General features: G+C 45.2%; 22 protein-coding genes. 21 read left to right on the plus strand and 1 reads right to left on the minus strand.

Annotated features, from left to right (window positions below):
- The first annotated feature begins 58 nt into the window (after nt 1-58).
- The 3 genes from pulA to yfcE all read left to right on the plus strand — a co-directional run bounded on the left by pulA (nt 59) and on the right by yfcE (nt 4,423).
- Complete coding sequence (pulA, locus tag NSQ50_RS01680; protein WP_038568292.1) at nt 59-2,014, plus strand: type I pullulanase; 1,956 nt, start codon at nt 59-61, stop codon at nt 2,012-2,014.
- Between the two features lie 250 nt (nt 2,015-2,264).
- Nucleotides 2,265-3,749, plus strand: a complete 1,485-nt coding sequence (locus tag NSQ50_RS01685; RefSeq protein WP_036687407.1) for a glutamate synthase subunit beta — start codon at nt 2,265-2,267, stop codon at nt 3,747-3,749.
- A gap of 125 nt (nt 3,750-3,874) precedes the next feature.
- The gene (yfcE, locus tag NSQ50_RS01690) at nt 3,875-4,423 is read left to right on the plus strand and encodes a phosphodiesterase (protein ID WP_036687408.1); all 549 of its coding nucleotides are present in this window, start codon (nt 3,875-3,877) and stop codon (nt 4,421-4,423) included.
- A 13-nt stretch (nt 4,424-4,436) separates the two neighbouring features.
- Here the strand turns inward: yfcE and NSQ50_RS31535 are convergent, their stop codons facing one another.
- The gene (locus tag NSQ50_RS31535; RefSeq protein ID WP_370511394.1) at nt 4,437-4,856 is read right to left on the minus strand and encodes a hypothetical protein; all 420 of its coding nucleotides are present in this window, start codon (nt 4,854-4,856) and stop codon (nt 4,437-4,439) included.
- 106 nt (nt 4,857-4,962) lie between these two features.
- Between NSQ50_RS31535 and NSQ50_RS01700 the strand changes: the two genes are divergently transcribed.
- The 18 genes from NSQ50_RS01700 to NSQ50_RS01785 all read left to right on the plus strand — a co-directional run bounded on the left by NSQ50_RS01700 (nt 4,963) and on the right by NSQ50_RS01785 (nt 21,875).
- Nucleotides 4,963-5,991, plus strand: coding sequence for an agmatine deiminase family protein (locus tag NSQ50_RS01700; RefSeq protein WP_038568299.1), 1,029 nt, complete (start codon nt 4,963-4,965; stop codon nt 5,989-5,991).
- A 54-nt stretch (nt 5,992-6,045) separates the two neighbouring features.
- Nucleotides 6,046-6,921, plus strand: coding sequence for an N-carbamoylputrescine amidase (aguB, locus tag NSQ50_RS01705; protein WP_036687411.1), 876 nt, complete (start codon nt 6,046-6,048; stop codon nt 6,919-6,921).
- A gap of 231 nt (nt 6,922-7,152) precedes the next feature.
- Complete coding sequence (locus NSQ50_RS01710; protein ID WP_370510592.1) at nt 7,153-7,962, plus strand: transporter substrate-binding domain-containing protein; 810 nt, start codon at nt 7,153-7,155, stop codon at nt 7,960-7,962.
- Between the two features lie 93 nt (nt 7,963-8,055).
- On the plus strand, nt 8,056-8,706 hold the full coding sequence (locus NSQ50_RS01715) for an amino acid ABC transporter permease (protein WP_036687415.1): 651 nt from the start codon (nt 8,056-8,058) through the stop codon (nt 8,704-8,706).
- A gap of 10 nt (nt 8,707-8,716) precedes the next feature.
- Complete coding sequence (locus NSQ50_RS01720; RefSeq protein ID WP_038574023.1) at nt 8,717-9,439, plus strand: amino acid ABC transporter ATP-binding protein; 723 nt, start codon at nt 8,717-8,719, stop codon at nt 9,437-9,439.
- A gap of 155 nt (nt 9,440-9,594) precedes the next feature.
- Complete coding sequence (locus NSQ50_RS01725) at nt 9,595-10,041, plus strand: tellurite resistance TerB family protein (RefSeq protein WP_036687417.1); 447 nt, start codon at nt 9,595-9,597, stop codon at nt 10,039-10,041.
- A 124-nt stretch (nt 10,042-10,165) separates the two neighbouring features.
- Nucleotides 10,166-10,762 carry a TerD family protein gene (locus NSQ50_RS01730; RefSeq protein WP_036687418.1) on the plus strand — a complete coding sequence of 199 codons (597 nt, stop codon included), beginning with the start codon at nt 10,166-10,168 and terminating at the stop codon, nt 10,760-10,762.
- Nucleotides 10,763-10,791: 29 nt separating this feature from the next.
- The gene (locus NSQ50_RS01735) at nt 10,792-11,367 is read left to right on the plus strand and encodes a TerD family protein (RefSeq protein WP_036687420.1); all 576 of its coding nucleotides are present in this window, start codon (nt 10,792-10,794) and stop codon (nt 11,365-11,367) included.
- A gap of 56 nt (nt 11,368-11,423) precedes the next feature.
- The gene (locus tag NSQ50_RS01740; RefSeq protein ID WP_036687422.1) at nt 11,424-12,005 is read left to right on the plus strand and encodes a TerD family protein; all 582 of its coding nucleotides are present in this window, start codon (nt 11,424-11,426) and stop codon (nt 12,003-12,005) included.
- A gap of 133 nt (nt 12,006-12,138) precedes the next feature.
- Nucleotides 12,139-13,419: a TerD family protein gene (locus NSQ50_RS01745; protein WP_038568304.1), complete on the plus strand. Its 1,281-nt coding sequence runs from the start codon at nt 12,139-12,141 to the stop codon at nt 13,417-13,419.
- 27 nt (nt 13,420-13,446) lie between these two features.
- Nucleotides 13,447-14,187: a TerC family protein gene (locus tag NSQ50_RS01750; RefSeq protein WP_036687425.1), complete on the plus strand. Its 741-nt coding sequence runs from the start codon at nt 13,447-13,449 to the stop codon at nt 14,185-14,187.
- Nucleotides 14,188-14,411: 224 nt separating this feature from the next.
- Complete coding sequence (locus tag NSQ50_RS01755; RefSeq protein WP_235219550.1) at nt 14,412-15,620, plus strand: HpcH/HpaI aldolase/citrate lyase family protein; 1,209 nt, start codon at nt 14,412-14,414, stop codon at nt 15,618-15,620.
- Nucleotides 15,565-17,007, plus strand: coding sequence for a phosphoribosyltransferase family protein (locus tag NSQ50_RS01760; protein ID WP_081386972.1), 1,443 nt, complete (start codon nt 15,565-15,567; stop codon nt 17,005-17,007). The genes NSQ50_RS01755 and NSQ50_RS01760 overlap by 56 nt, the downstream gene beginning before the upstream one ends.
- Nucleotides 16,988-18,139, plus strand: coding sequence for a cysteine protease StiP family protein (locus NSQ50_RS01765; RefSeq protein WP_076224872.1), 1,152 nt, complete (start codon nt 16,988-16,990; stop codon nt 18,137-18,139). The genes NSQ50_RS01760 and NSQ50_RS01765 overlap by 20 nt, the downstream gene beginning before the upstream one ends.
- Entirely contained in the window at nt 18,136-18,969 is an 834-nt protein-coding gene (locus NSQ50_RS01770; RefSeq protein ID WP_036687429.1) for an HAD family hydrolase, read from the plus strand. The genes NSQ50_RS01765 and NSQ50_RS01770 overlap by 4 nt, the downstream gene beginning before the upstream one ends.
- The gene (locus tag NSQ50_RS01775) at nt 18,966-20,021 is read left to right on the plus strand and encodes an ATP-grasp domain-containing protein (protein ID WP_036687430.1); all 1,056 of its coding nucleotides are present in this window, start codon (nt 18,966-18,968) and stop codon (nt 20,019-20,021) included. The genes NSQ50_RS01770 and NSQ50_RS01775 overlap by 4 nt, the downstream gene beginning before the upstream one ends.
- A gap of 34 nt (nt 20,022-20,055) precedes the next feature.
- Nucleotides 20,056-20,763: a hypothetical protein gene (locus tag NSQ50_RS01780; protein WP_076224902.1), complete on the plus strand. Its 708-nt coding sequence runs from the start codon at nt 20,056-20,058 to the stop codon at nt 20,761-20,763.
- Nucleotides 20,764-20,774: 11 nt separating this feature from the next.
- Nucleotides 20,775-21,875 (plus strand): toxic anion resistance protein, encoded by a 1,101-nt coding sequence (locus tag NSQ50_RS01785; RefSeq protein WP_036687432.1) that lies wholly within the window; start codon nt 20,775-20,777, stop codon nt 21,873-21,875.
- The last annotated feature ends 131 nt before the right edge of the window (nt 21,876-22,006 follow it).

The following is a 22,006-nucleotide window of genomic DNA, read 5'->3' on the forward strand; positions in this document are numbered from 1 at the left end:
CACTACTTAGACGATCATACTATAATCCAGTTAATAACTGGAAAAGGGGATAGGTGCTTTGTCCGTACAAAGGGAAATGAAGGAACCCATTTATTATGGGGACCCTGCGGCTACTAGAGGGATTTCCGTGTTTGCTCAGGAGTTTGATCAGTTATTCAGCTATGATGGGGACGATCTTGGCCTAACGTACTCACCGGGTAGTTCAGCTTTTTGTTTGTGGGCGCCCACCGCTCAAGAAGCGGAGCTGGTACTTTATAATTCATGGCAGGGAGCAGCCGAGTGTAAGTATTCTATGATCCGTGATATCCGGGGCACGTGGAGAATTACAGTTGACGGTGATTTAGATGGCAAGTTCTATACCTACCGAGTACGTCTTGGAGAACAGTGGAATGAGGCGGCTGATCCTTATGCACGTGCTGTAGGAGTGAACGGTGATAGGGGAGCTATTTTAGATTTACGCAAAACAGATCCTGAGCGGTGGACGGAAGATAAACCACTCCTGGATGATCCTGTAGATGCCATCATTTATGAGCTTCATTTGCGTGACTTATCTATCCATCCAGCAAGTGGTATGACCCATAAAGGACAATATCTTGCTTTGGCGGAAGAAGGGACCCGCGGACCGGAGGGTATTCTCACTGGACTCGATCATATCGCGAACCTCGGTGTAACCCATGTGCAGCTATTGCCTGTTTATGATTATTCTACAGAGAGTGTAGATGAGACGAGGCTGGATGAACCGCATTATAACTGGGGTTATGATCCGAAGAATTATAATGTGCCAGAAGGTTCCTATGCTACAGATCCTTATGTGCCTGGAGTGCGTATCCGTGAACTAAAAACAATGATTCAAGCACTTCATGATCGGGGCCTCCGCGTCATTATGGATGTGGTTTACAACCATGTGTACGATGGCTACCGCGTGAATTTTACCAAGCTGGTTCCCGGCTATTATTTGCGTTACAAGCAAGACGGAAGCCTGTCGGATGGCTCTGGCTGCGGGAATGACGTGGCTTCGGAACGATTGATGATGTCCAGCTTCATTGTGGAATCCGTAGTTTATTGGGCCAAAGAATACCATATCGATGGTTTTCGTTTTGATCTGATGGGCTTGATTGATCTCGACACGATGGAGGAAATCCGGCGTCGTCTGGATGGGATTGACCCGTCCATCATGACGATTGGTGAAGGTTGGATGATGGGGACAGAGTTGCCGATGGAGCGGCTTGCCCATCAGAAGAATGCGGCGCTTTTGCCGGGAATCGGACATTTTAATGATGATTTCCGGGATGCAATTAAAGGGAATATCTTTCTGCATGATCAACCGGGCTTCATCAGCGGAATGATGGGTCTGGAGCTTGCGATAAAGGCCGGGGTCGCGGGAGGCATTGCTTTTGCCCCAGGCATTGGACAATTTGCCGTGGAGCCTCAGCAAACCGTCAATTATGTGGAATGTCATGATAATCATACGTTATGGGATAAAATATTACTGTCCACACAAGGGGAGACGGACAAACAGCGCCAATCTATGCATAGATTAGCTTCTGCGATAGTGTTCATGAGTCAGGGAATCCCCTTTGTCCATGCGGGTCAGGAATTTATGCGCACGAAAAACGGGGTGGAGAACAGCTATAAATCCTCGGTGAAGATCAACCAATTGGATTGGGAACTGTGCGCTGCTCATCAAGACGATGTGGTTTATCTGAAGCAGCTAATTGCCTTGCGAAAAGCGCATCCGGCTTTCCGTATGCGAACGGCAGATGACATTCGGAATCATCTAGTATTTGAAAAAGCACCGGTAAGCTCGGTAGCTTATACGCTGCGTGGCCATGCTGGAGGAGATGCGGCGAAGCATATCTATGTGCTTTTTAATGCTAATGTTGAACAGACGACTTTGGTTCTGCCACAGCTCGGGGCATGGAAAACGGTTTTTGGAGCCGATCTTGTGCAGAATCTGACGGGTAATAAGCTAAATGTAAGTGGGATTGGAATGGTAGTGCTGACGGTGAACTAGATGGTTTGTTATAGATAATTCGTCAAAAGCATACGGAGTATTGTGCTCAATGAGTACAGTGCGCTGTGTGCTTTTTTGCGCGGAACTTTCTTTTGAAAGGATGCTTTTATTTTACATAAAAAGGTGACATTACTCATTTTCGTTAAAGATCTAGGATGCTAATATTAAGGCATTTACTTTGGCGCTTTAGAGTGGCATAACAGCAGAAAGTGACAGAGAGTACTTTTCTTTGGTAGAGAGGATGAAAGAGATGGGGAAAGCAACCGGATTTTTAGAGTTTGAACGACAGACACCCTCCGAGTGTGAGGCATTGGAGCGAATTAAGAATTGGAATGAATTTTCGATTCCTATGGATGAAGAAAAGCTGCGCGAGCAAGGGGCACGTTGTATGGATTGCGGTACGCCATTCTGTCATGTAGGACGTCTGTTGTCTGGTATGGCTTCCGGCTGCCCTTTGCACAACTTGATTCCTGAATGGAACGATATGGTCTATCGTGGAAATTGGGAGATAGCGCTAAAACGTCTGCATAAGACAAACAACTTCCCTGAATTTACAGGCCGTGTCTGTCCTGCTCCTTGTGAAGGCTCTTGTACGGTAGGGATGAACGGCAAACCTGTCACCATTAAATCTATTGAGAAGTCAATTGTAGATAGAGGTTTTGCAGAAGGCTGGATTGTGCCTGAGCCGCCACTTCATCGCACGGGTAAGAAGGTTGCTGTAGTGGGTTCAGGTCCGGCAGGCCTTGCCTGTGCGGCACAGCTTAATAAGGCTGGACATACGGTGACTGTGTATGAACGGGCTGACCGGATTGGCGGTCTGCTTACCTATGGTATTCCCAACATGAAGCTGGATAAAAAGACTGTGCAGCGCCGGGTGGATCTGCTTGCGGCTGAGGGCATTACCTTCGTAACTCGAACAGAGATCGGCCGAGATCTCCCAGCTTCACAGCTCAAGGCAGAGCATGATGCTGTGGTACTGTGTGGTGGATCTACACAGGCACGTGATCTTCCGATAGAAGGACGTGATCTGCGTGGAATTCATCAAGCTATGGAGTTTTTAACGCTGAATACAAAGAGCCTACTGGATTCAGGGCTTGCAGATGGCGAGTATTTATCTGCAGCAGGTAAGGATGTAGTTGTAATCGGCGGTGGGGATACTGGAACAGACTGTGTGGCCACCTCAATCCGCCACGGCTGCCGCAGTGTAACACAGCTCGAGATTATGCCACAGGCGCCGCTGACTCGTCAGCCTAACAATCCTTGGCCGGAATGGCCAAAGGTGCTTAAAGTGGACTATGGTCAGCATGAGGCCGCTTCACTGTATAAAGAAGATCCACGCCGTTATCTGGTTTCGACGAAACGGTTTGTCGGCGATGAGGGCGGGCAAGTGCAGGAGCTGCGTACAGTGAGCATTGAATGGAGAAGTAATGAACAGGGACGAATGGTACCGGTCGAAGTGCCGGGCAGTGAGGAGACCCTGCAAGCGCAGCTGGTATTGCTGGCTTTGGGATTCACAGGGCCTGAAGAAACTGTACTGGGCGAGCTTGGGGTGGAACGCGATGAGCGGGGGAACGCCAAAGCAGAGTTCGGAGCACAAGCAACCAATGTAGAAGGTGTGTTCACAGCAGGTGATATGCGGCGCGGGCAAAGCCTTGTAGTATGGGCTATTGAAGAAGGGCGTCAGACTGCGCGCGAAGTAGACCGCTTTTTGATGGGATCCTCGAATTTGCCGTGAGTGTTAAGATATAGCGAGCAGGGCGTTCCTTTGGGAACGTCTGCTTTGCGTTGTGGTATGTTCAAGGTTAAGATTATTGTCTAAGCGCATATTTACTTAAGTTAAGTTGAAAAGGAGAATACATGATGAAGTTAATGTTTATTTCCGACATTCACGGATCTTTATTTTGGCTGGAACGGGCTTTGGAAAAGGTAGAAGAAGAGCAGCCGGACAGTCTTATTATTCTAGGAGACTTCCTATATCATGGTCCAAGAAATCCGCTGCCGAAGGACTATAACCCACAAGAGGTTGCTAATAAGCTTAACGTATATAACAAAAACAAGCCGATAACCGCAGTGCGTGGAAACTGTGACGCCGAGGTAGATCAAATGCTGCTGGAATTCCCGATGATGGGCGATTATGTAATGCTTTTGCACGAAGGCAAACGGATTTACGCTACACATGGTCATGGCTTTAGCATTGAGCATTTGCCGGCGCTTTCCGAGAAGGATATTTTTATTCAGGGACATACCCATATACCAGTTGCCGATGTAAAGGAGGGAGTGTACGTGCTGAACCCCGGCTCCATATCGCTGCCTAAAGAGAATAATCCTAATTCCTATGCTGTTCTAGAGGGCGGGGAATTTATCGTTAAGGATTTTGAAGGCAATGTGGTAAAAAAGATTACCGTATAGTGAGAGGGATCGTTTAAAGGAACTCCTGAAGATTGAGAGATTGAATAAGGGCGACAATGCCGAAAGACAACATTACCAATCCGGATAGTTTGTTGAACAAGAGCTGTTTCGAACGTCCTGACATTATGTTGTTTCTGAACAAAGCGGTGCTCCCTGTCAAACCCATCCACCATAATGCGGAACCCAGAAAGACGCCGCTAACTAGAAACGGCATATTGGAGCTGCTATGAGACAGGAGGACGCCAGATGCGCTGAATACGCCAAGGAAAAAATAATTGTCATGGGATTGGACAACGTCAGCAACAGCGTTACCGTGTATGAATTCAGTGAGCTTTTTGGGGAATTGGGTTCTGTTAGCTTCGTTGTAACGGATGAAACTTAAACTTTTTAACTGTAAAATGGGGGCTGCGAACAAAAAAATTCCTTCCAACATTATTAATGTCCCAGGGAATTGAGCACTAGAACATATTATTGTATGATGAGGAAGGAGTTTTAAGGGCAGGAATGGCTCCAAATATATTAGTAAAGGTAGTTAACACATGAATCCTAAAGATTTGAACTATACAATGCCACCGGAATGGGGCAAGCATGAACGTACTTTTATCTCCTGGCCGGTGCAGGAATCTATGTGTTTCCCGGACAACCACGAGTCAGTGTGTCAAGGTTATGCTGACATTATCACAGCCATCGCCGAGTTTGAACCGATCACGGTCATTGTGAACCCGGAGGACGTGGAGCGGGTAGAACATCTGGTCGGCGGACCGAATGTAACGCTGCTGCCTATTGCGCATAGCGATGCTTGGCTGCGTGATAACGGACCTACCTTTATTGTTAATAAAGAAGGACAAATGGCAGGTGTGAACTGGAAGTTTAATGCTTGGGGCGGTAAATATTCACCTTGGGATCTGGATGACGAAGTGGCTCCGCAGATTCTGGAGCATGCACAGATCACCCGTTTTGATGCACCGCTTGTGATGGAGGGTGGCTCGATTCATACGGATGGAGAAGGCACTTTGCTTACTACAGAAGAGTGTCTGCTTAACCTAAACCGCAACCCGGAGCTGAAGCGCGAAGAGATCGAAGAGTACGTGCGGAACTATACAGGTACAGAAGCTATTATCTGGCTGAGACGTGGCCTTAGCGGCGATGAAACCGATGGTCACGTTGATAATATTGCTTGTTTTGCTGCACCAGGCAAAGTTATTATCCAGGTCTGTGAGGACCCGCAGGATGAGAACTATGAGATTACGCAAGAAAATCTGCGTATTCTGGAGAACGCTACAGATGCCAAAGGGCGTAAGCTGGAGATTATCAAGATTCAGCAGCCACCACGGGTCGATCATGACGGCAGTCGTCTGACGCTCAGTTATTTGAACTTTTATTTCGTGAACGGCGGAATTATCTTGCCTGTGTTTGGCGGCACCGCAACAGAAACGGATACACTTGCTGAGAAAGTGCTCGCTGGTTTGTTCCCGGATCGCAAGATTCGTACAGTTAACGGAATGGCCGTTATCACCGAAGGCGGGAATGTACATTGCACTACGCAGCAAATGCCTGCACAGCAATAATTTGAAGGAAACTAAACGTCCAAAGGGACATTTATATACAAGGAGGACAGATTCTTGAGAAATGTAAAAGTAGCTGCGACACAAATGAGTTGTTCCAGCAATATTGATGAGAATATCAGCAAAGCCGAGACATTGGTCAGAGAAGCGGCAGCACAGGGTGCGCAAATAATTTTGCTGCAGGAGCTGTTTGAGACTCCGTATTTCTGTCAAAAAGAGAAAGCTGATTATTACGCATACGCAACAGAGCTTGAGCATAACAAGGCGATTAATCATTTCAAAGCAGTAGCCAAGGAGCTGCAAGTGGTGCTGCCAATTAGTTTTTATGAGAAAAAGAATTACGCGCGTTACAATTCACTTGCTGTAATCGATGCTGATGGAACGGTGCTTGGTAAATACCGCAAGAGTCATATTCCAGATGGCCCAGGTTATGAAGAAAAGTTCTACTTTAATCCGGGAGATACTGGCTTTAAGGTATGGAACACTCGTTATGCCAAGATTGGCGTAGGTATCTGCTGGGATCAATGGTATCCAGAAGCGGCTAGAGTAATGAGCCTGATGGGAGCAGAAATTCTGTTCTATCCAACGGCTATTGGTTCTGAACCGCAGGATGGATCGATCGATTCCAAGGATCATTGGCAGACCTGTATGCTTGGACATGCAGCTGCTAATCTTATTCCAGTCGTGGCTTCCAACCGTATTGGTGAAGAAATTGATGAGGATTCGAGCATTAATTTCTACGGTTCATCATTCATTGCAGGTCCTCAGGGCAATAAAATCGTTGAGGCTGGACGTGATGAGCAAACCGTGCTGGTAAGCGAATTCGATCTGGATGCTTTGGAAGTTGGACGGATCGAGTGGGGAATCTTCCGTGACCGCCGGCCGGATTTGTATAAATTGATCGGTTCTTATGATGGAGATATCACACTTTAATAGGTTTAAGGTTAAATCTAAAGGCATTGCTAGGGAGAATACAATCTCTGGCAGTGCCTTTTTGTGTTTGATGGTAATTTTTTGAGAGTGATGTACGTATAAAACTTATAAAATAATAATATTATGTTATATAACCTTACATAAAATAGAAAAGTTAATTGTCATGAATCCTTTAATCTGTTAAAATCTCTTTAAGTTATTTCCAAAAATAGGGGGTATGGAGATATGACAATAAAAAGTCGCGCTTTAATGTCAGTTTTTATCGCATTGGTGGTGGTTGGATTGGTAGGTTGTGGAGCAAATAACAGTAAAGCTGGTAACGAATCCCCGGCAGAGAAAATTAAGTTTGCCAGTGATGCCAGCTACGCTCCTATGGAGTACATGGACACGGATAAAATCAAAGGATTCGACATCGATTTTATTAAGGCAGTTATGGAAGAAGCGGGAATAGACTATGACGTAACGAACACAGGCTGGGAAACGATGCTTCAAAGTGTGAAGCAGGGAACGGAGTATCAAGCAGGGCTGTCTTCAGTATCCATTACGGATGAACGTAAAGAAACCTATGACTACTCCATCCCTTATTTCGAATCTACCAATATGATCATGGTTAAAGAAGGCAGCGACATCAAAAATGCACTTGATCTTAAAGATAAAGTAGTTGCAATACAAGGGGCCACAACTGCAGACGACCTGATGAGCGGAATAATGGGCGTCGACAACCCTAACTTGAAACGTTTTGACAGCAATGCGGTGGCATTGATGGAACTGAATGGCGGCGGAGCCGATGCGGTCGTAGCGGATATTGCCATTGTACGTGAATACATGAAAAACAATCCTAAGCAGAAGCTGGTGGGGATTGTAGATACGGAGAACTTCGGAGCGGAATATTACGGCATTCTTTACCCTAAGGGCAGTGAGTTAAAAGCGAAACTGGATCCGGCTATTAAGAAGGTATTGGAAAACGGAAAGTACACGGAAATCTACAAAACTTGGTTCGGCGAAGAACCTAACCTGGATAGCTTATTGAACGCAAAATAAGGAAAGAACCTAATAAGCATGCGTAATGATAGCTATTGCGCATGCTTATTTTTTTAAAGAGAGATGACATAAAGAAGAGAAGGGGAGAGTCCTATGGATTTTAGAATGGACATTATTATTCATTATTTGCCCGTCCTTTTAAAAGGGACATTGCTGACTATCGGTATTTCTGTAGTTTCTATTTTATTTGGTTCTATTTTGGGACTGGGGATCGGATTTGGCAAAATGGCTCCTAAATGGTATTTGCGCTGGCCTTTTCATTCATATATCAACTTTTTTCGGGGAACACCACTGTATGTGCAGATTCTGATTGTTCACTTTGGAGTGATTCCCCCGCTTTACGGCAAAACCAACGCCCTAATCACTGCGTTTGTCGCTCTGTCGCTTAATTCGGCTGCTTATTCGGCTGAGATTTTTCGGGCGGGCATTCAGTCGGTTGATCGTGGGCAACGGGAAGCCGCTATTTCACTGGGGATGACTAATCGGCAAGCGATGAGATTTATTATTTTACCGCAAGCGATCAAACGGATGGTTCCGGCTTTTGGTAACGAGTTTATTGTGCTTGTGAAAGACTCCTCTCTTCTGGCTTTGGTGGCTGCACCGGAAATAATGTATTGGACCAACACGATGAAAGGGCAATATTTGCGGATATGGGAGCCTTATTTGACAGCGGCACTTATTTATTTCATTCTTACCTATTCTCTTAGCAAGCTGCTGAATTACGTTGAACGGAGGCTGAAATAGGATGGAGCCTATGATTTCAGTACGGAACTTACATAAATCATTTGGAACAAATACGGTGCTGGCCGACATAAGTATCGATATTTTCAGTCAGGAGGTAGTGGTGGTTATTGGGCCGTCCGGATCGGGTAAATCCACCTTTTTGCGTTGCCTTAATTTACTGGAGCAGCCGCAGGGGGGCGAGATTGTAATTGAAGGCACTTCTTTGATGGCGGCGAGTACGAAGATTAACGATATCCGTACAGAGCTTGGGATGGTGTTTCAGCAGTTTAATTTATTTCCTCATATGAAGGTTATAGAGAACGTTATGCTGGCACCGGTTCAGGTGCGTAAATGGTCTCCGGATAAAGCGCGGCAAAAAGCGCTGGAGCTGCTGCAAAAAGTAGGTCTAAGTGAAAAAGCAGAGATGTATCCAGCCTCATTGTCTGGGGGGCAGGCTCAGCGGGTAGCAATTGCAAGGGCGCTGGCTATGGAGCCCCAAATTATGCTCTTTGACGAACCAACCTCAGCGCTTGACCCGGAGATGGTGGGGGAAGTGCTGGCGGTGATGAAGGAGCTGGCCCGTGAGGGGATGACGATGGTCGTGGTGACGCATGAAATGGGCTTTGCACGTGAGGTGGGAGATCGTGTGCTGTTTATGGAACAAGGTGAGATTGTGGAGGAAGGAAGTCCGGAGCAGCTGTTCGGAAATCCTGTGCAAGAACGGACACGCTCCTTTCTATCAAAGGTGCTGTAATTTTGTGGAAAGTAGAATCTTGTTATTTTATCAGGTATATTAGAAGAGTAACGGTTATTTCAGGGATTTATATGCAAAATCTGTCGGAACGTGGAGAGGAGGCTCTGGGGATATCTTTTGTTATCATAATCTTGCAGTGATAGAGGGAGAATACGATGAGCACATTTAAAAACTGGTTAAACACAACCAAAAGCGGACTAACAGATCAAGTGAAAAAATTCAAAAATAAAGATTTTATGAATGCTGTAGTTGCGGGCTGCGCTTTGGTGGCTGCGGCTGACGGTAAAATAGAAGAAGCAGAGAAAAATAAAATGGCCGGCTATATGAATATGAGTAATGAATTGAAGGTATTTGACATGAGAGATGTCATTGCTCAATTTAACTATTATGTAAGCAACTTCGAATTCTCACCGGAAATAGGGAAACAAGAGGCTTTGAAGGCCATCGCAAAGTTTAGCGGCAAACCAGATGCAGGACGTTTAATCGTGGGCGTATGCTCGGCAATTGGATCGGCCGATGGCGATTTTGATGACTATGAAAAAGCAGTTGTGCGGAATATTTGTAGCGTCTTGGGATTAAACCCTAGCGAATTCAGTTTATAAATTAGGTGGAGTCATAGATGAAAGTTCGTTGAAACGTAATTTAATCTTTATCGTATCACTGATATAACACCTAAAAGCTAGACTAACAGATAATGATTTTTATCGGAAACGGAGGTACGTTGATTTGGCTGGAATTAATCTGGTAAAAGGTCAAAAGATTGATTTGACTAAAGGTAATGCGGGCTTGTCCAATGTAATTGTGGGCTTAGGCTGGGATCCGATTGAAGCCTCGCGGGGATTCTTTGGAGTCAAGAAACAGGCGAATGTCGACTGTGATGCCTCAGCACTGCTATTAAATGAGGAAGGTAAGCTAACTAAGAAGGGTAACCTGATCTGCTTCCACAACAAGCAAAGTCCTTGCAACTCGGTTATTCATTCCGGAGATAATCTGACGGGTGAAGGCGACGGAGATGACGAGCAAATCATGGTTAATTTGAAAGCCATTCCTGCCGATGTTCACAAGGTTCTGGTTGTCGTTAACATTTACGATGCAGTGAATCGCAAACAGGATTTTGGAATGATCAAATCAGCGTATATTCGGGTAATGAATGCTGCCGGGAATAATGAGTTGATTAAATTTAACTTATCAGACAACTACACAGGTTTTACGGCACTTATTTGTGGAGAGCTTTACCGCCAAGGTGGGGAATGGAAATTCGCTGCAATTGGTGAAGGCAGCCACGCCGCTCATATCAATCAACTTGCAGAACGCTACGTATAATCCAAATATAAGAAAAGAGGTATGTAATCATGGCAATTAATCTATCCAAAGGTCAAAAGATCGATTTAACGAAAACAAACCCAGGTCTATCCAAAATCACAGTAGGTCTTGGTTGGGACACTAATAAATATGACGGCGGAAAAGATTTCGATTTGGACGTATCCGTCTTTTTGACCAATGCTAGTGGTAAAGTTGATAAAGAAACAAACTTTATTTTTTTCAATAACAAGCAAAATGAAAATGCTTCTGTTGTTCATACCGGTGATAACCGTACAGGTGAAGGCGATGGTGATGATGAGCAGGTTCAAGTGGATCTTCAGAACATCCCTGCTGATGTAGACAAAGTAGCTTTTACTATTACAATTTATGATGCTGAAGCAAGAAGTCAAAACTTCGGACAAGTTTCCCGTTCTTATGTACGTATCGTAAACGATCTGAACAATGAAGAGCTGATTCGTTTCGACCTCGGTGAGGATTTCTCTATTGAAACTGGTGTTGTTGTAGGCGAACTGTATCGTAATGGTGCAGAGTGGAAGTTCAATGCCATCGGCAGCGGCTATAAAGACGGCTTGAGCGGTTTGACTCGCGACTACGGCCTGCAATAAATTTCGTTGTATATGCCAAAGATGAACCAAATGAATAATGAAGGAAGGTTTTGTCAGTGACGATCAGTCTCTCTAAAGGACAACGGATTGATCTTACCAAGACTAATCCGGGTTTGACTAAGGTAGTAGTAGGATTGGGCTGGGATACTAATAAGTATAGCGGCGGCCAAGATTTTGACCTTGATGCTTCAGCCTTTCTACTGCATGAAGATGGTAAAGCCAAGGGCTCCGATGATTTTGTATTCTACAATAATCCCTCGGGTGGCGCAGGTTCTTTGACTCATACGGGGGATAACCGTACGGGTGAGGGGGACGGAGATGATGAGCAGATTGTTGTTGACTTCAGCAAAATCCCTGCTCATATTCAGCGCATCGGAATAACGGTAACGATCTATGATTACGAAACTCGGGCACAAAACTTTGGACAAGTCTCCAATGCCTTTGTACGTGTGGTAGATGCTTCTAATGATCGTGAAGTGCTTCGCTTTGATCTGGGTGAAGACTTCTCAACTGAAACAGCTGTTGTATTCTGTGAGTTCTACCGCAATGGTGCGGATTGGAAGTTCCAGGCGATTGGAAGTGGCTTTGCCGGCGGTCTAAGCGCTTTATGCAGAAACTATGGACTGGACGCGCAATAGCATCCAAGTGGGCGGGGTCATTACCGATCCTGCCCTTTTTCTAAATATTTAGAGCAGTACAGACTCCACTTTGTGGGGTTCTTTTTTACAAAATTATGGGTTGGTTTACTCCATTTATAAAGGTGGCGTAAGAATGAGTGTTAACGTAGTCAAAGGGCAAAAAGCTGATCTGACCAAAGGCAATGCTGGACTTCATTCTATAATCGTAGAAATCGGCTGGAATGCTCCGGCTGCTCTGGAGATTGATAGCTCTGCTTTCCTGCTTGGATCAGAGGGTAAGGTAAGTAAAGACGAGGATTTAATATTTTATAATAATCCAGCCACTTCTTATATTAGGTATAAGGATGTGCCAGGATTCAATGACCGCAAGCAATTCGAAGTTCAATTGGATAAGATTCCTTCCGATGTGATGAAGATTGCCTTTACACTTACCATCTATGATGGGGAGAAAAGGGGTCAAAGTTTTGGGCAAGTAAGTCAGGCCTATTTTCGGATTCTGAATCAAGTAACAGGTGCGGAACTGCTCCGATGTGATCTCGACAATCTTTTCTCCGTGGAAACGGCCATTGTGGTAGGGGAATTATATAGATATAACAGTGAATGGAAGTTCAGTGCCATTGCAGCGGGGTTTGCCGGAGGTTTGAAAGAGATATGCAGCAACTTTGGTATTGAAGCGAATGAGGAGCCTGCTCCTGCTGCTCCACAGCCGGAGGTTAAGCCGCAGATTCCACCACAAATCTTCGCAACGCCGCCTGCGCAGCCAGTGAAACGTGAAGAGAGCCCTCCACCCACACCTCCGCCTTCGCCAATAAATCTCAACTTGAAGAAAATCGAGCTGAAGAAAAAAGGCGATTCCATCAATTTGAAAAAATCAGCCAGTGGTGATTTAGGGGAAGTGTTGATTAATCTCAACTGGAACCAGAAACAGGGCGGACTCTTTAGTCGTAAAAATGGCGTAGATCTAGATCTTGCTTGTCTGTATGAACTGAAGAATGGCAGTAAAGGAGTGGTACAAGCGTTAGGCAATGCCTTTGGCTCCTTAAATCAACCTCCTTATGTCATGCTTGATGGGGATGATCGTACAGGCTCCGTAACTACTGGTGAGAATTTGCGTATAAATGGTATCAAAATTTCCGAGATTGAACGCATTCTAGTGTTTTCCTTTATTTATAAAGGGGTAACCAACTGGTCGGAGGCCGATGGGGTTGTCACCATCAAACAAGGCGGAGGACCTGATATCATTGTAAATTTGGACGAGCATAACAACCGAAAAGGGATGTGTGCCATTGCGTTATTCCGGAATGTAAGCAATGAAACATTTAGTGTTGAACGGCTGGTGCAATATTACAGTGGTCATCGTGAGATGGATGAAGCCTATGGATGGGGGCTGCGCTGGGTTGCGGGCAGCAAATAATCGATTTTACCGGAGGCGCAAAGTGTAATGGATTGGTTCGCAGATTTTTTTAGAAATATTAGTGAGAATTACGGGCATTTTTTCTCATGGAGTGATGTAGTAGGCACGCTCTCTGATCCTGTGAGCTGGGGGATTATCGGAAGCTTAATTCTACTAGAAGGTTTGCTCTCTGCAGATAATGCGCTTGTGCTTGCCGTTATGGTTAAGCATCTACCTAAGGAGCAGCAGAAAAAGGCACTTTTCTACGGTATCTTAGGGGCTTATTTGTTCAGATTCCTGGCCATTGGACTAGGGACATTTCTTATTAAGTTTACTTTGGTTAAGGTTCTTGGTGCACTGTATCTCTTTTATATCGCATATAAAGGTTTATTTAAGGGCAGTGGCGAAGAGCATACGGAGAATAAAGGCACTTCTTTTTGGAAGACGGTTCTCCTTGTTGAATTAATGGATATTGCTTTCAGTATTGACAGTGTCATTGCTGCATTTGGACTTAGCGATCAGGTTTGGGTTCTCTTTATGGGTGGTATATTAGGAGTTCTGATGATGCGCGGAGTGGCGCAGGTATTCTTGAAGCTTATTGATAAATTCCCTGAATTGGAACAGGCAGCGTTCCTGCTTATCGCCATTATTGCGGGTAAGATGCTAGCGGGTGCTTTTGGCTTTGAATTGCCGCATGTCGTATTCTTTACAATCCTTATAGCGGTATTCGTGGGTACGATCCTCTACAGTGCTAGACGTAAGAAAAAAGATGCCCACAAAAGTGCATGATTAAAAAAGTAATTGCACCATAGAGAAGTCGGAGCCGATCATGCAAGAATAGAAACGCCTGCTTCTTTCAGGTAATCGTATATGTTATAGCGTAGGCCTTCACTTATATTTGAGAGAGCCAAGATGCCATCCCAAGGGACAGTATTGCCGGTTCTGACACTCTCTATGAGGAGAGGTCTACGCTTGTTTTGCTTGGCTTCGCAAAACTATAAGGGGGAACCGATTTGAGATACTTCGATTACCTGACGAAAGAACAAGAAAACTCTTTGTTTTACACTCCGCCTATCTCATTTGATCATACCACGAACAAGGAACTGCTAGCCTACGCTGTCGGCGCTGCCCTCTATATGCCGGCTACCCGTGCAAGTGTTGCAGAAGACATCATTAAGCTCAAGAATGCAGGTCTGGTGACGGTTATTATAGATCTGGAGGACGCAATCGGAGATGACCAGGTTGACAATGCAGAGGAGTCTATTATCCAGCATCTTATTTATCTAGCTGCTTACGCAGAAAATGAGCTGGATTCGGCAAACAGCCTCCCGCTTCTTTTTATACGAGTACGTAACCCGGACCAACTCCGGCAAATGATTTTCCGCTTGGGATCCTTGGTAACGATGTTAACAGGGTTTGTTTTTCCTAAGTTCTCTGTGGACAATGGAATTCAATATTTTGAAACGTTAGCTGAGTACAACAATACGCGTGGTTATAATGATCCTGTGCTTTACGGGATGCCAATCTTGGAAACTGCACCTATTATTTATCGGGAAAGTCGAGTGGACAGTCTGCTATCTATCCGTGATTTACTCCGTAATTACCGTGAACTTGTCCTAAACGTTAGAATTGGGGCAACGGATTTCTCCAGTCTGTTCGGACTGCGTCGCAGTCCTGATGTTAGTATTTATGATCTTACTCCTATTCGTGACTGTATCTCGGACATTATCAATGTGTTTGGGCGGGTTGAAGAGGGATATGTGATCTCAGGACCCGTCTGGGAGTATTTTGCGAATAAAGGCCATCGAGTTCTCCGGCCGCAGCTACGGCAGACGCCATTTGAGGATACTTACGGCAAAAACGGCCGTGATATGCGGAATAGCTATATTTCGAGCAGTGTAGACGGGCTAATTCGTGAGGTTATTTTAGATAAAGAGAATGGAATTGTAGGCAAGACGATTATCCATCCTTCTCACCTCAGACCTGTTCAGGCGATGTATACGGTTATGCATGAGGAATACGTTGATGCTTTAAGCATTGTAGAAAGTAATGATGGCAGTTTGGGCGTGTTTAAGAGTCAATATTTTAATAAAATGAATGAAATTAAGCCCCATCTCAATTGGGCAAGACGAACTTTACTACGATCTCAAATATACGGGGTGTTACATGAACAACAGCATTTTGTCGGATTATTACCCGAAAACGAATTTACGCACGTATAACATAGTCGAGAACCTGCAAGTGAATGTAACCGAAACCTTTAACCCCTTTCATATGCCTCTGGATTCTTTATTCTCTATGGCGGCGCGAATTAATAAAAAGCGGACTTTTCTGTTTGTCAGTAAGGTGCTTGGCAAGCATATCCCCGTCGATCCGTATACTTCACTTCTAAGCGGAGCAGCGTTGGCGCTGCTGTTATATCAGGAGATGAACGGTGATTCCGTGGACAGTGATCGTATGACAGAGTTATTGGATATGGCGGTTCATGGGCTGATTCATCCTGAATTTGCTAAGGAAGCCTATCAACATTTGCTAGCGGCCCAGCTGGTTTTGCCCAAGCCTGTGGTTTTTATTGGATTCGCAGAAACGGCAACTGCACTGGGTCACAGTGTGTACAACATCTTTGCTGAGCAGGCATCATATATTCATACTACGCGTGAGCATATTCCTGATTTGGAGTCTGTTGTAAGTTTTGTAGAAGAACACTCTCATGCGGTTGATCATCTATGTTATGCCTTGGATACCGAACTCTTATCTGGGACAGAGCCTATTATATTGGTAGATGACGAGATAACGACTGGGAAAACCGCGATCAATACGATTCGGGATATTCAGTCAAAGTTCCCGCGGGAGGAATATGTGGTAGTCTCTCTTCTGGACTGGAGAAGCGGCAGCAATCTTCAACGCTATAGTGATCTTGAGCAGGAGCTGGGGATTCGCATTAAGTCGTTATGTCTGCTGCAAGGGAATATTGAAGTGATAGGTTCACCAGTATTTAATAAGGATACAGAGCAGCTGGATAGAGAGGCTGCTGTAGAGTGTGAGGTTGTAACCACTTATGCTCCAGATGGAATGGAACGACTGGAGGTATCCTCTATCGATTCATATGGTGAGATTAACACAGCGCCGTATATGAAATATAGTGGACGTTTCGGAATTGTGTCGCAGGATAATCCGGGGCTTGATCAGGGTGTGAAGCGAATAGCTGAACAGCTGCGGCAATTGCGTAGAGGACAGAAAGCCTTGGTAATGGGCGTAGGGGAATTTATGTATCTTCCGATGAGAGTGGCGGCGGAAATGGGGGAAGGGATTGCTTATCAGTCTTCCACTAGAAGTCCAATCCACCCTGAGCGTCGACCGGATTATGGGGTGCATAGTGCTGCTGCCTATCCTTCAGCCGGCGACCCGGAGATCACAAACTTTATCTATAATGTAGCTCCTGATCAATACGATGATATATTTGTGCTGATTGAGCGTGATGTACCGCATGAACGTATGAAACCTATGCTTGATATACTGAAGAAACTGGCCCGCCATAAAGTGCATCTTATTGTACTGACCTCGGAAAGAAGAAGTGGAGGCCCTACCAATGAAGGGAACAGTAACTGAAGAAATTCTAAACAGAAGTATAGCCGAACCGGTTCCGCTAGGCAGCTATTCTCCATCAGATGTTATATTTTTGCTTAAGGATCTGAGTGATGTTTCACTGGAGCGGGCGACTGACGAAAGAGAGGCCGCCATTCAATCAGGTGTACATTACTCTGAGATGCTGCCCGTGGAATATCAGCCTACTGAGCAGTATATTGAGTTATTTCACGAGACGCTGGAGCAATCTGCGGAGAAGGTCGCTCTAGCAGTAGCGGTAGTCTCTGAGATGATTGTCGCTCAACGGGGACTTGATACGGTGTTAGTCTCTTTGGCAAGAGCGGGAACACCAATTGGTGTACTGATTAAGCGTTATATCCAAGAGCGATATGATGCTGATTTGCCGCATTATAGTATCTCTATCATTCGGGGCAAGGGGATTGATGAGAACGCAATCCTCTATATTCTGCAAAAGCACGGGCTTGACGCTGATTTGCAGTTTGTCGATGGATGGACGGGGAAAGGAGCTATTCGCCAGGTATTGATTGAAGCGTGCAACAGCCTGTATGAGAAATATGGCATTCGGCTAAATGATGACCTGGCCGTATTGGCTGATCCCGGGAACTGTTCAGGCACGTTCGGTACTAGAGAGGATTATCTTATTCCTAGTGCATGCCTCAATTCTACGGTCTCAGGGCTGATGAGCCGGACAGTGCTGCGCGACGATTTAATCGGTCCGGAAGAATTCCATGGGGCTAAATTCTACAAGGAATGGCTCGATACGGATGTATCTAATGTATTCATTGCGGCGATCTGCCCGTATTTCTCCTCCGTTGCGGAAGAAGCACAAGCGATTGCTGAACAGATGCAGCAATCCCCGCCAGAAATTACATGGCAGGGGCTGCGTGATATTCAGAGTATTCAAGAAGTGTTCGGCATAGATAACATCGATTTGGTCAAGCCCGGAGTCGGAGAAACAACCCGAGTGCTGCTGCGCAGAGTACCGTGGAAGATTCTTGTCGATACTATGGATAATCCAAATCTCCGTCATATTATTCTCTTAGCAGAGGATAGGGGGGTTCCAGTAGAAGTATTCCCTGGACTCACCTATTCCTGTTGCGGAATTATTAAACCGCTGAGAGGTGAGACGGAATGATCTATGCCAGTGATTTGGACCGAACGTTAATCTATTCCCTAAATGCAATTGGTGTCCCGGAGAATACTCCGGGCCTGGTTCCTGCGGAGGTTGTGGATGGCAAGACGGTTTCATACATTTCCCAAAAAGCATTGGCTGATCTGATGGAGCTTACTTCCCGTATTATCTTTATGCCCGTTACAACACGTACAATCGCGCAGTATAAGCGTATTAATCTGTTTCAAGACACGATTATTCCAGACTACGCGATTACTAGTAATGGCGGGAATATTCTGATTGGTGGCGAAGTGGATAAGAGCTGGAGAGCTTCTGTGGGCAGGCTTGTTCAAAATGAATCGGCTGCGGCAGAAGAAGTTAGAATGCACGTTAGGTCTGTAGTGCACGAGGAATGGATCATTAGTGAGCGGTATTGTGATGATTTATTCTATACCTTTGTGGTAGTGCGTGATTTATTACCTATGGATGAGATTACGAATCTGGCAGAGCGATTATACGATTTGGGCTGGCGGGTATCCTTACAAGGGCGCAAGCTATATGTCGTTCCTGCCGCTGTAAATAAAAGTGATGCGATTGTTCATGTACGCCGGACGGTTCGGTCAGAACCGATGGTAGCATCGGGAGATTCCTTGTTGGATAAGAGTTTACTAGAAAGTGCGGACTATGCGATTGCTCCTTGTCATGGAGAAATATTTGCAGAGCAGCAAAGTGGTCTTGTAAAATCAAGGTATCCCTTTACGAAGCAAGCGGGTGTTTTTGCTGGTGATGAAATTCTACAGTATGTAAACATGATCTATAATAACTTAACCGTATTGGGAGTTGGGCCACTATGAAAAAGGTAAACATTTATTTCAATCGCTGGTTTTCCGTCGCTTACCATTATATGAATCTCATCCGCAATAATGAGGATGGCGTTCCTGTACAAATCTTCGCCACGCACCCAGATATTCACCATATGTCACTTCAAGGGGCTGATGTTGCTGGGACTGAACCGGCACTGACTGGAATAGAATATGTTCAATTTTGTGTGGATTTCTGTCGCCGCAATGAGATCGATATCTTTATTCCACGGTTACATATGCTGGATATAGCTTTGCATGCTGCTATGTTTGATGCGATTGGTACCAAGGTTCTGGTCTGTAGAGATTTGGACTTGTTGGAGACCATCATGGATAAGGGTAAGTTCTACGAAAGTGTTAAGGAAACCGGGATTATGACAATTCCTGATTATCATGTGGTCAGTACAGCAGAGCAGTTCAAAGAGGCTTATCATGATCTTGTAGCCAAAGGGCATCGCGTATGCTTTAAACCTACGGAGACAGAGGGGGGCCTCGGCTTCCGTATCATTGATAACACACGTAGTCCTCTGCAGGAGCTGTTTGGTCATGTAACACCGCTGATATCCTTCGAAGAGGCTTATCGTATTCTGGGAAGTGAAGCTACATTCCCTGAACTTATGGTGATGGAATTGCTGGAAGGTTATGAATACAGTATAGATTGCTTGTCAGATGAGAACGGCAGACTGTTAGCGGCTGTGCCCCGTCGTAAAGCTGGTGGCCGTCTGCGGCTGATGGAGCATATTCCGGAGCTGGAGGAGATTGCTTCTCGGGTAGCAGAGGTATATAAAATACCTTTCAATTTCAATATTCAAATGAAGTATAGTGGTGGAATTCCTAAACTGCTGGAGATTAACCCCCGGATGTCTGGAGGTCTTCATATTTCTTGTCTGTCTGGAATTAACTTTCCATACCTGGCTGTCAAAAGTGCACTCGGCGGAGAGGTCCAGCCTGCGGAGTTCGGCGATAATGTGCTTGCCAGCCATGTAGAGCAGCCGCTAATTATGAAAATAAACGGCGAATCCGTAATTTCGGATCCCGTGAATTGAGCGTTCGCAATCTCGCTCACAAGAGGTGAGAAAAATTAAATTTAAATCGAAAATATTGCTGTATGCCGGTATTGGCTATGTTGTCGCTGTATTAACGAGCTCTTTTCTGCCTGAGTTACTCTCCTTGCTGTTGCCTGTAGCAGGTGCTGCTGTAGGGGTTCTTGCAACGAGAAGTCCGAGAACCAACCTTCCGGCTGAGGTGCTGCCAGCAGGTCCAGAGACGGTACCTATTGCTCCAGCTCCCTCTGCAAATGCTCCGCAATTAAATAGTGCGGCAAATAATGCTGCACCAGGTAATCCGGGCAATAGTGGTAGAACTGAGGCCGAACCAACGAAGATTGGACCGGAATTTGCTCCGGTAGTTGAGTATCTTAGCATTCTGGAAGATATGATTATCTCCGAGGGGCAGAAGGATACACTGGACAATGAAATTGTCGAGAAATCACTGGCGCTTTTTGCGAGACTTCAACGTGTAATTCCGCTGCTGCAGGAGCTCAATAATGGCGATATTAATCACACGGTCCGCAGATTGATTCTGAAGGATTTGAATGGTGTGATTAACCCATTTTTGCGCCTAAGTGGTGAAGCAAAGACGAAGAATCGGAGAACGCTGCTGAACGGTCTAAGAGATGTTGATTCCAAAATATCGGATATTGCTTCGACGATCGAACATAAAGACCTGATGGAACTTCAGACGAAGGCGGAACTGATTCATCAGCGGTATAGCAGTTCCGAATTATAGGAGGGAAACCCATGTCCACGCAGTTGATCCAATTAAAAAAAGAAGATGAACAAAAGGTAGTCGAAGAAGCGGCACAATTGATCGAGAAGGTATCCCAAACAGATACAGTCACACTGGATTCTTTAATGGATGATATCGGGAAGCTTGGGGTGAAGACGCAGGAAAAAGCAGGCCAAACCCTCAAACTGCTGGATCGTCCGGTAAATGACCTGATGTCCGGTAAGCGTGTTGAAGTGCCTAACATGATTATGAAGCTGCGGAATGAGTGTGAAAATCTGCAACAGAGTAAGAATGTTAGCTTTTTCGGCAAAATGCTGCGGAAGAGTCCGATGAAGAACTATGTGTACAAATATCAGTCTGTCCGCACGAATATTGATGCGATTGTTACCGGTCTACGCGACGGCAGGGATACCCTCGAAGAGAGTATTGTAAATATGCGCCAGCTGAAACGTACCTCTATGGAGGAGATCTATAACCTGCAGACCAAAATTGCCTTCGGCAATAAGCTAAAAGAGCTGTTCGAGGTGGAGATTGCGAAGCCTGAGAATGAGTTCCGTAAAGCTTATCTGGAGCGTGGTCTACGTAAAGTGATGGTTCGTATTCAGTCCATGACAGAGATGATTCTATTGTACAATCAAGCGATCGCTGCTACAGATATCATCAATGACAATAATGATAAACTGATCGATTCCGTGAATAATGCGATTGATAAGACCTCTAATCTGATCACAGTGTCGGCAATGATTGCGATGTCGCTGGCCGATCAGGAGAATGTTATCAATGCTGTAGAAGCAACAAATAAGACGATTGAAGATCAGTTTAAAGAAAATGCACGCTTGCTGCGTACGACTACAGAAAAAACGACCGAGCTTCTATCCAAACCTTCCATGTCTATGGAAGCCGTGAATCAAGCGATCGGCGATCTGCTTAGCGCATTAGACACTTCGGAACAGTCAAACCGTCGTATTATCGAGAGCTGCCAGGATTATACATCCAAAATGACGACGATCAATACCCAATTGGGCAATCGTCTAGGTCTCAATGAAGCGGACAAGCCTGAGGCGCTGAAACAAGGTGAAGCAGAGAGCCAACTGAGCAGTTTCTTGAACTAATTAGTTAAAAAAAGACCGTAAAAATATAGCAGAGCAGTGAGCCTTCGTTTCTGGGGGTTCGCTGCTCTGCTTTTTTTGGTCTAATCAAATGAAGTTTGCTGTAGCCAAACATAAAGCCCTATCCACATACA

It is taken from the genome of Paenibacillus sp. FSL R10-2788, assembly GCF_038003885.1.
In the GTDB taxonomy this organism is placed as follows: Bacteria; Bacillota; Bacilli; order Paenibacillales; family Paenibacillaceae; genus Paenibacillus_AQ; species Paenibacillus_AQ odorifer.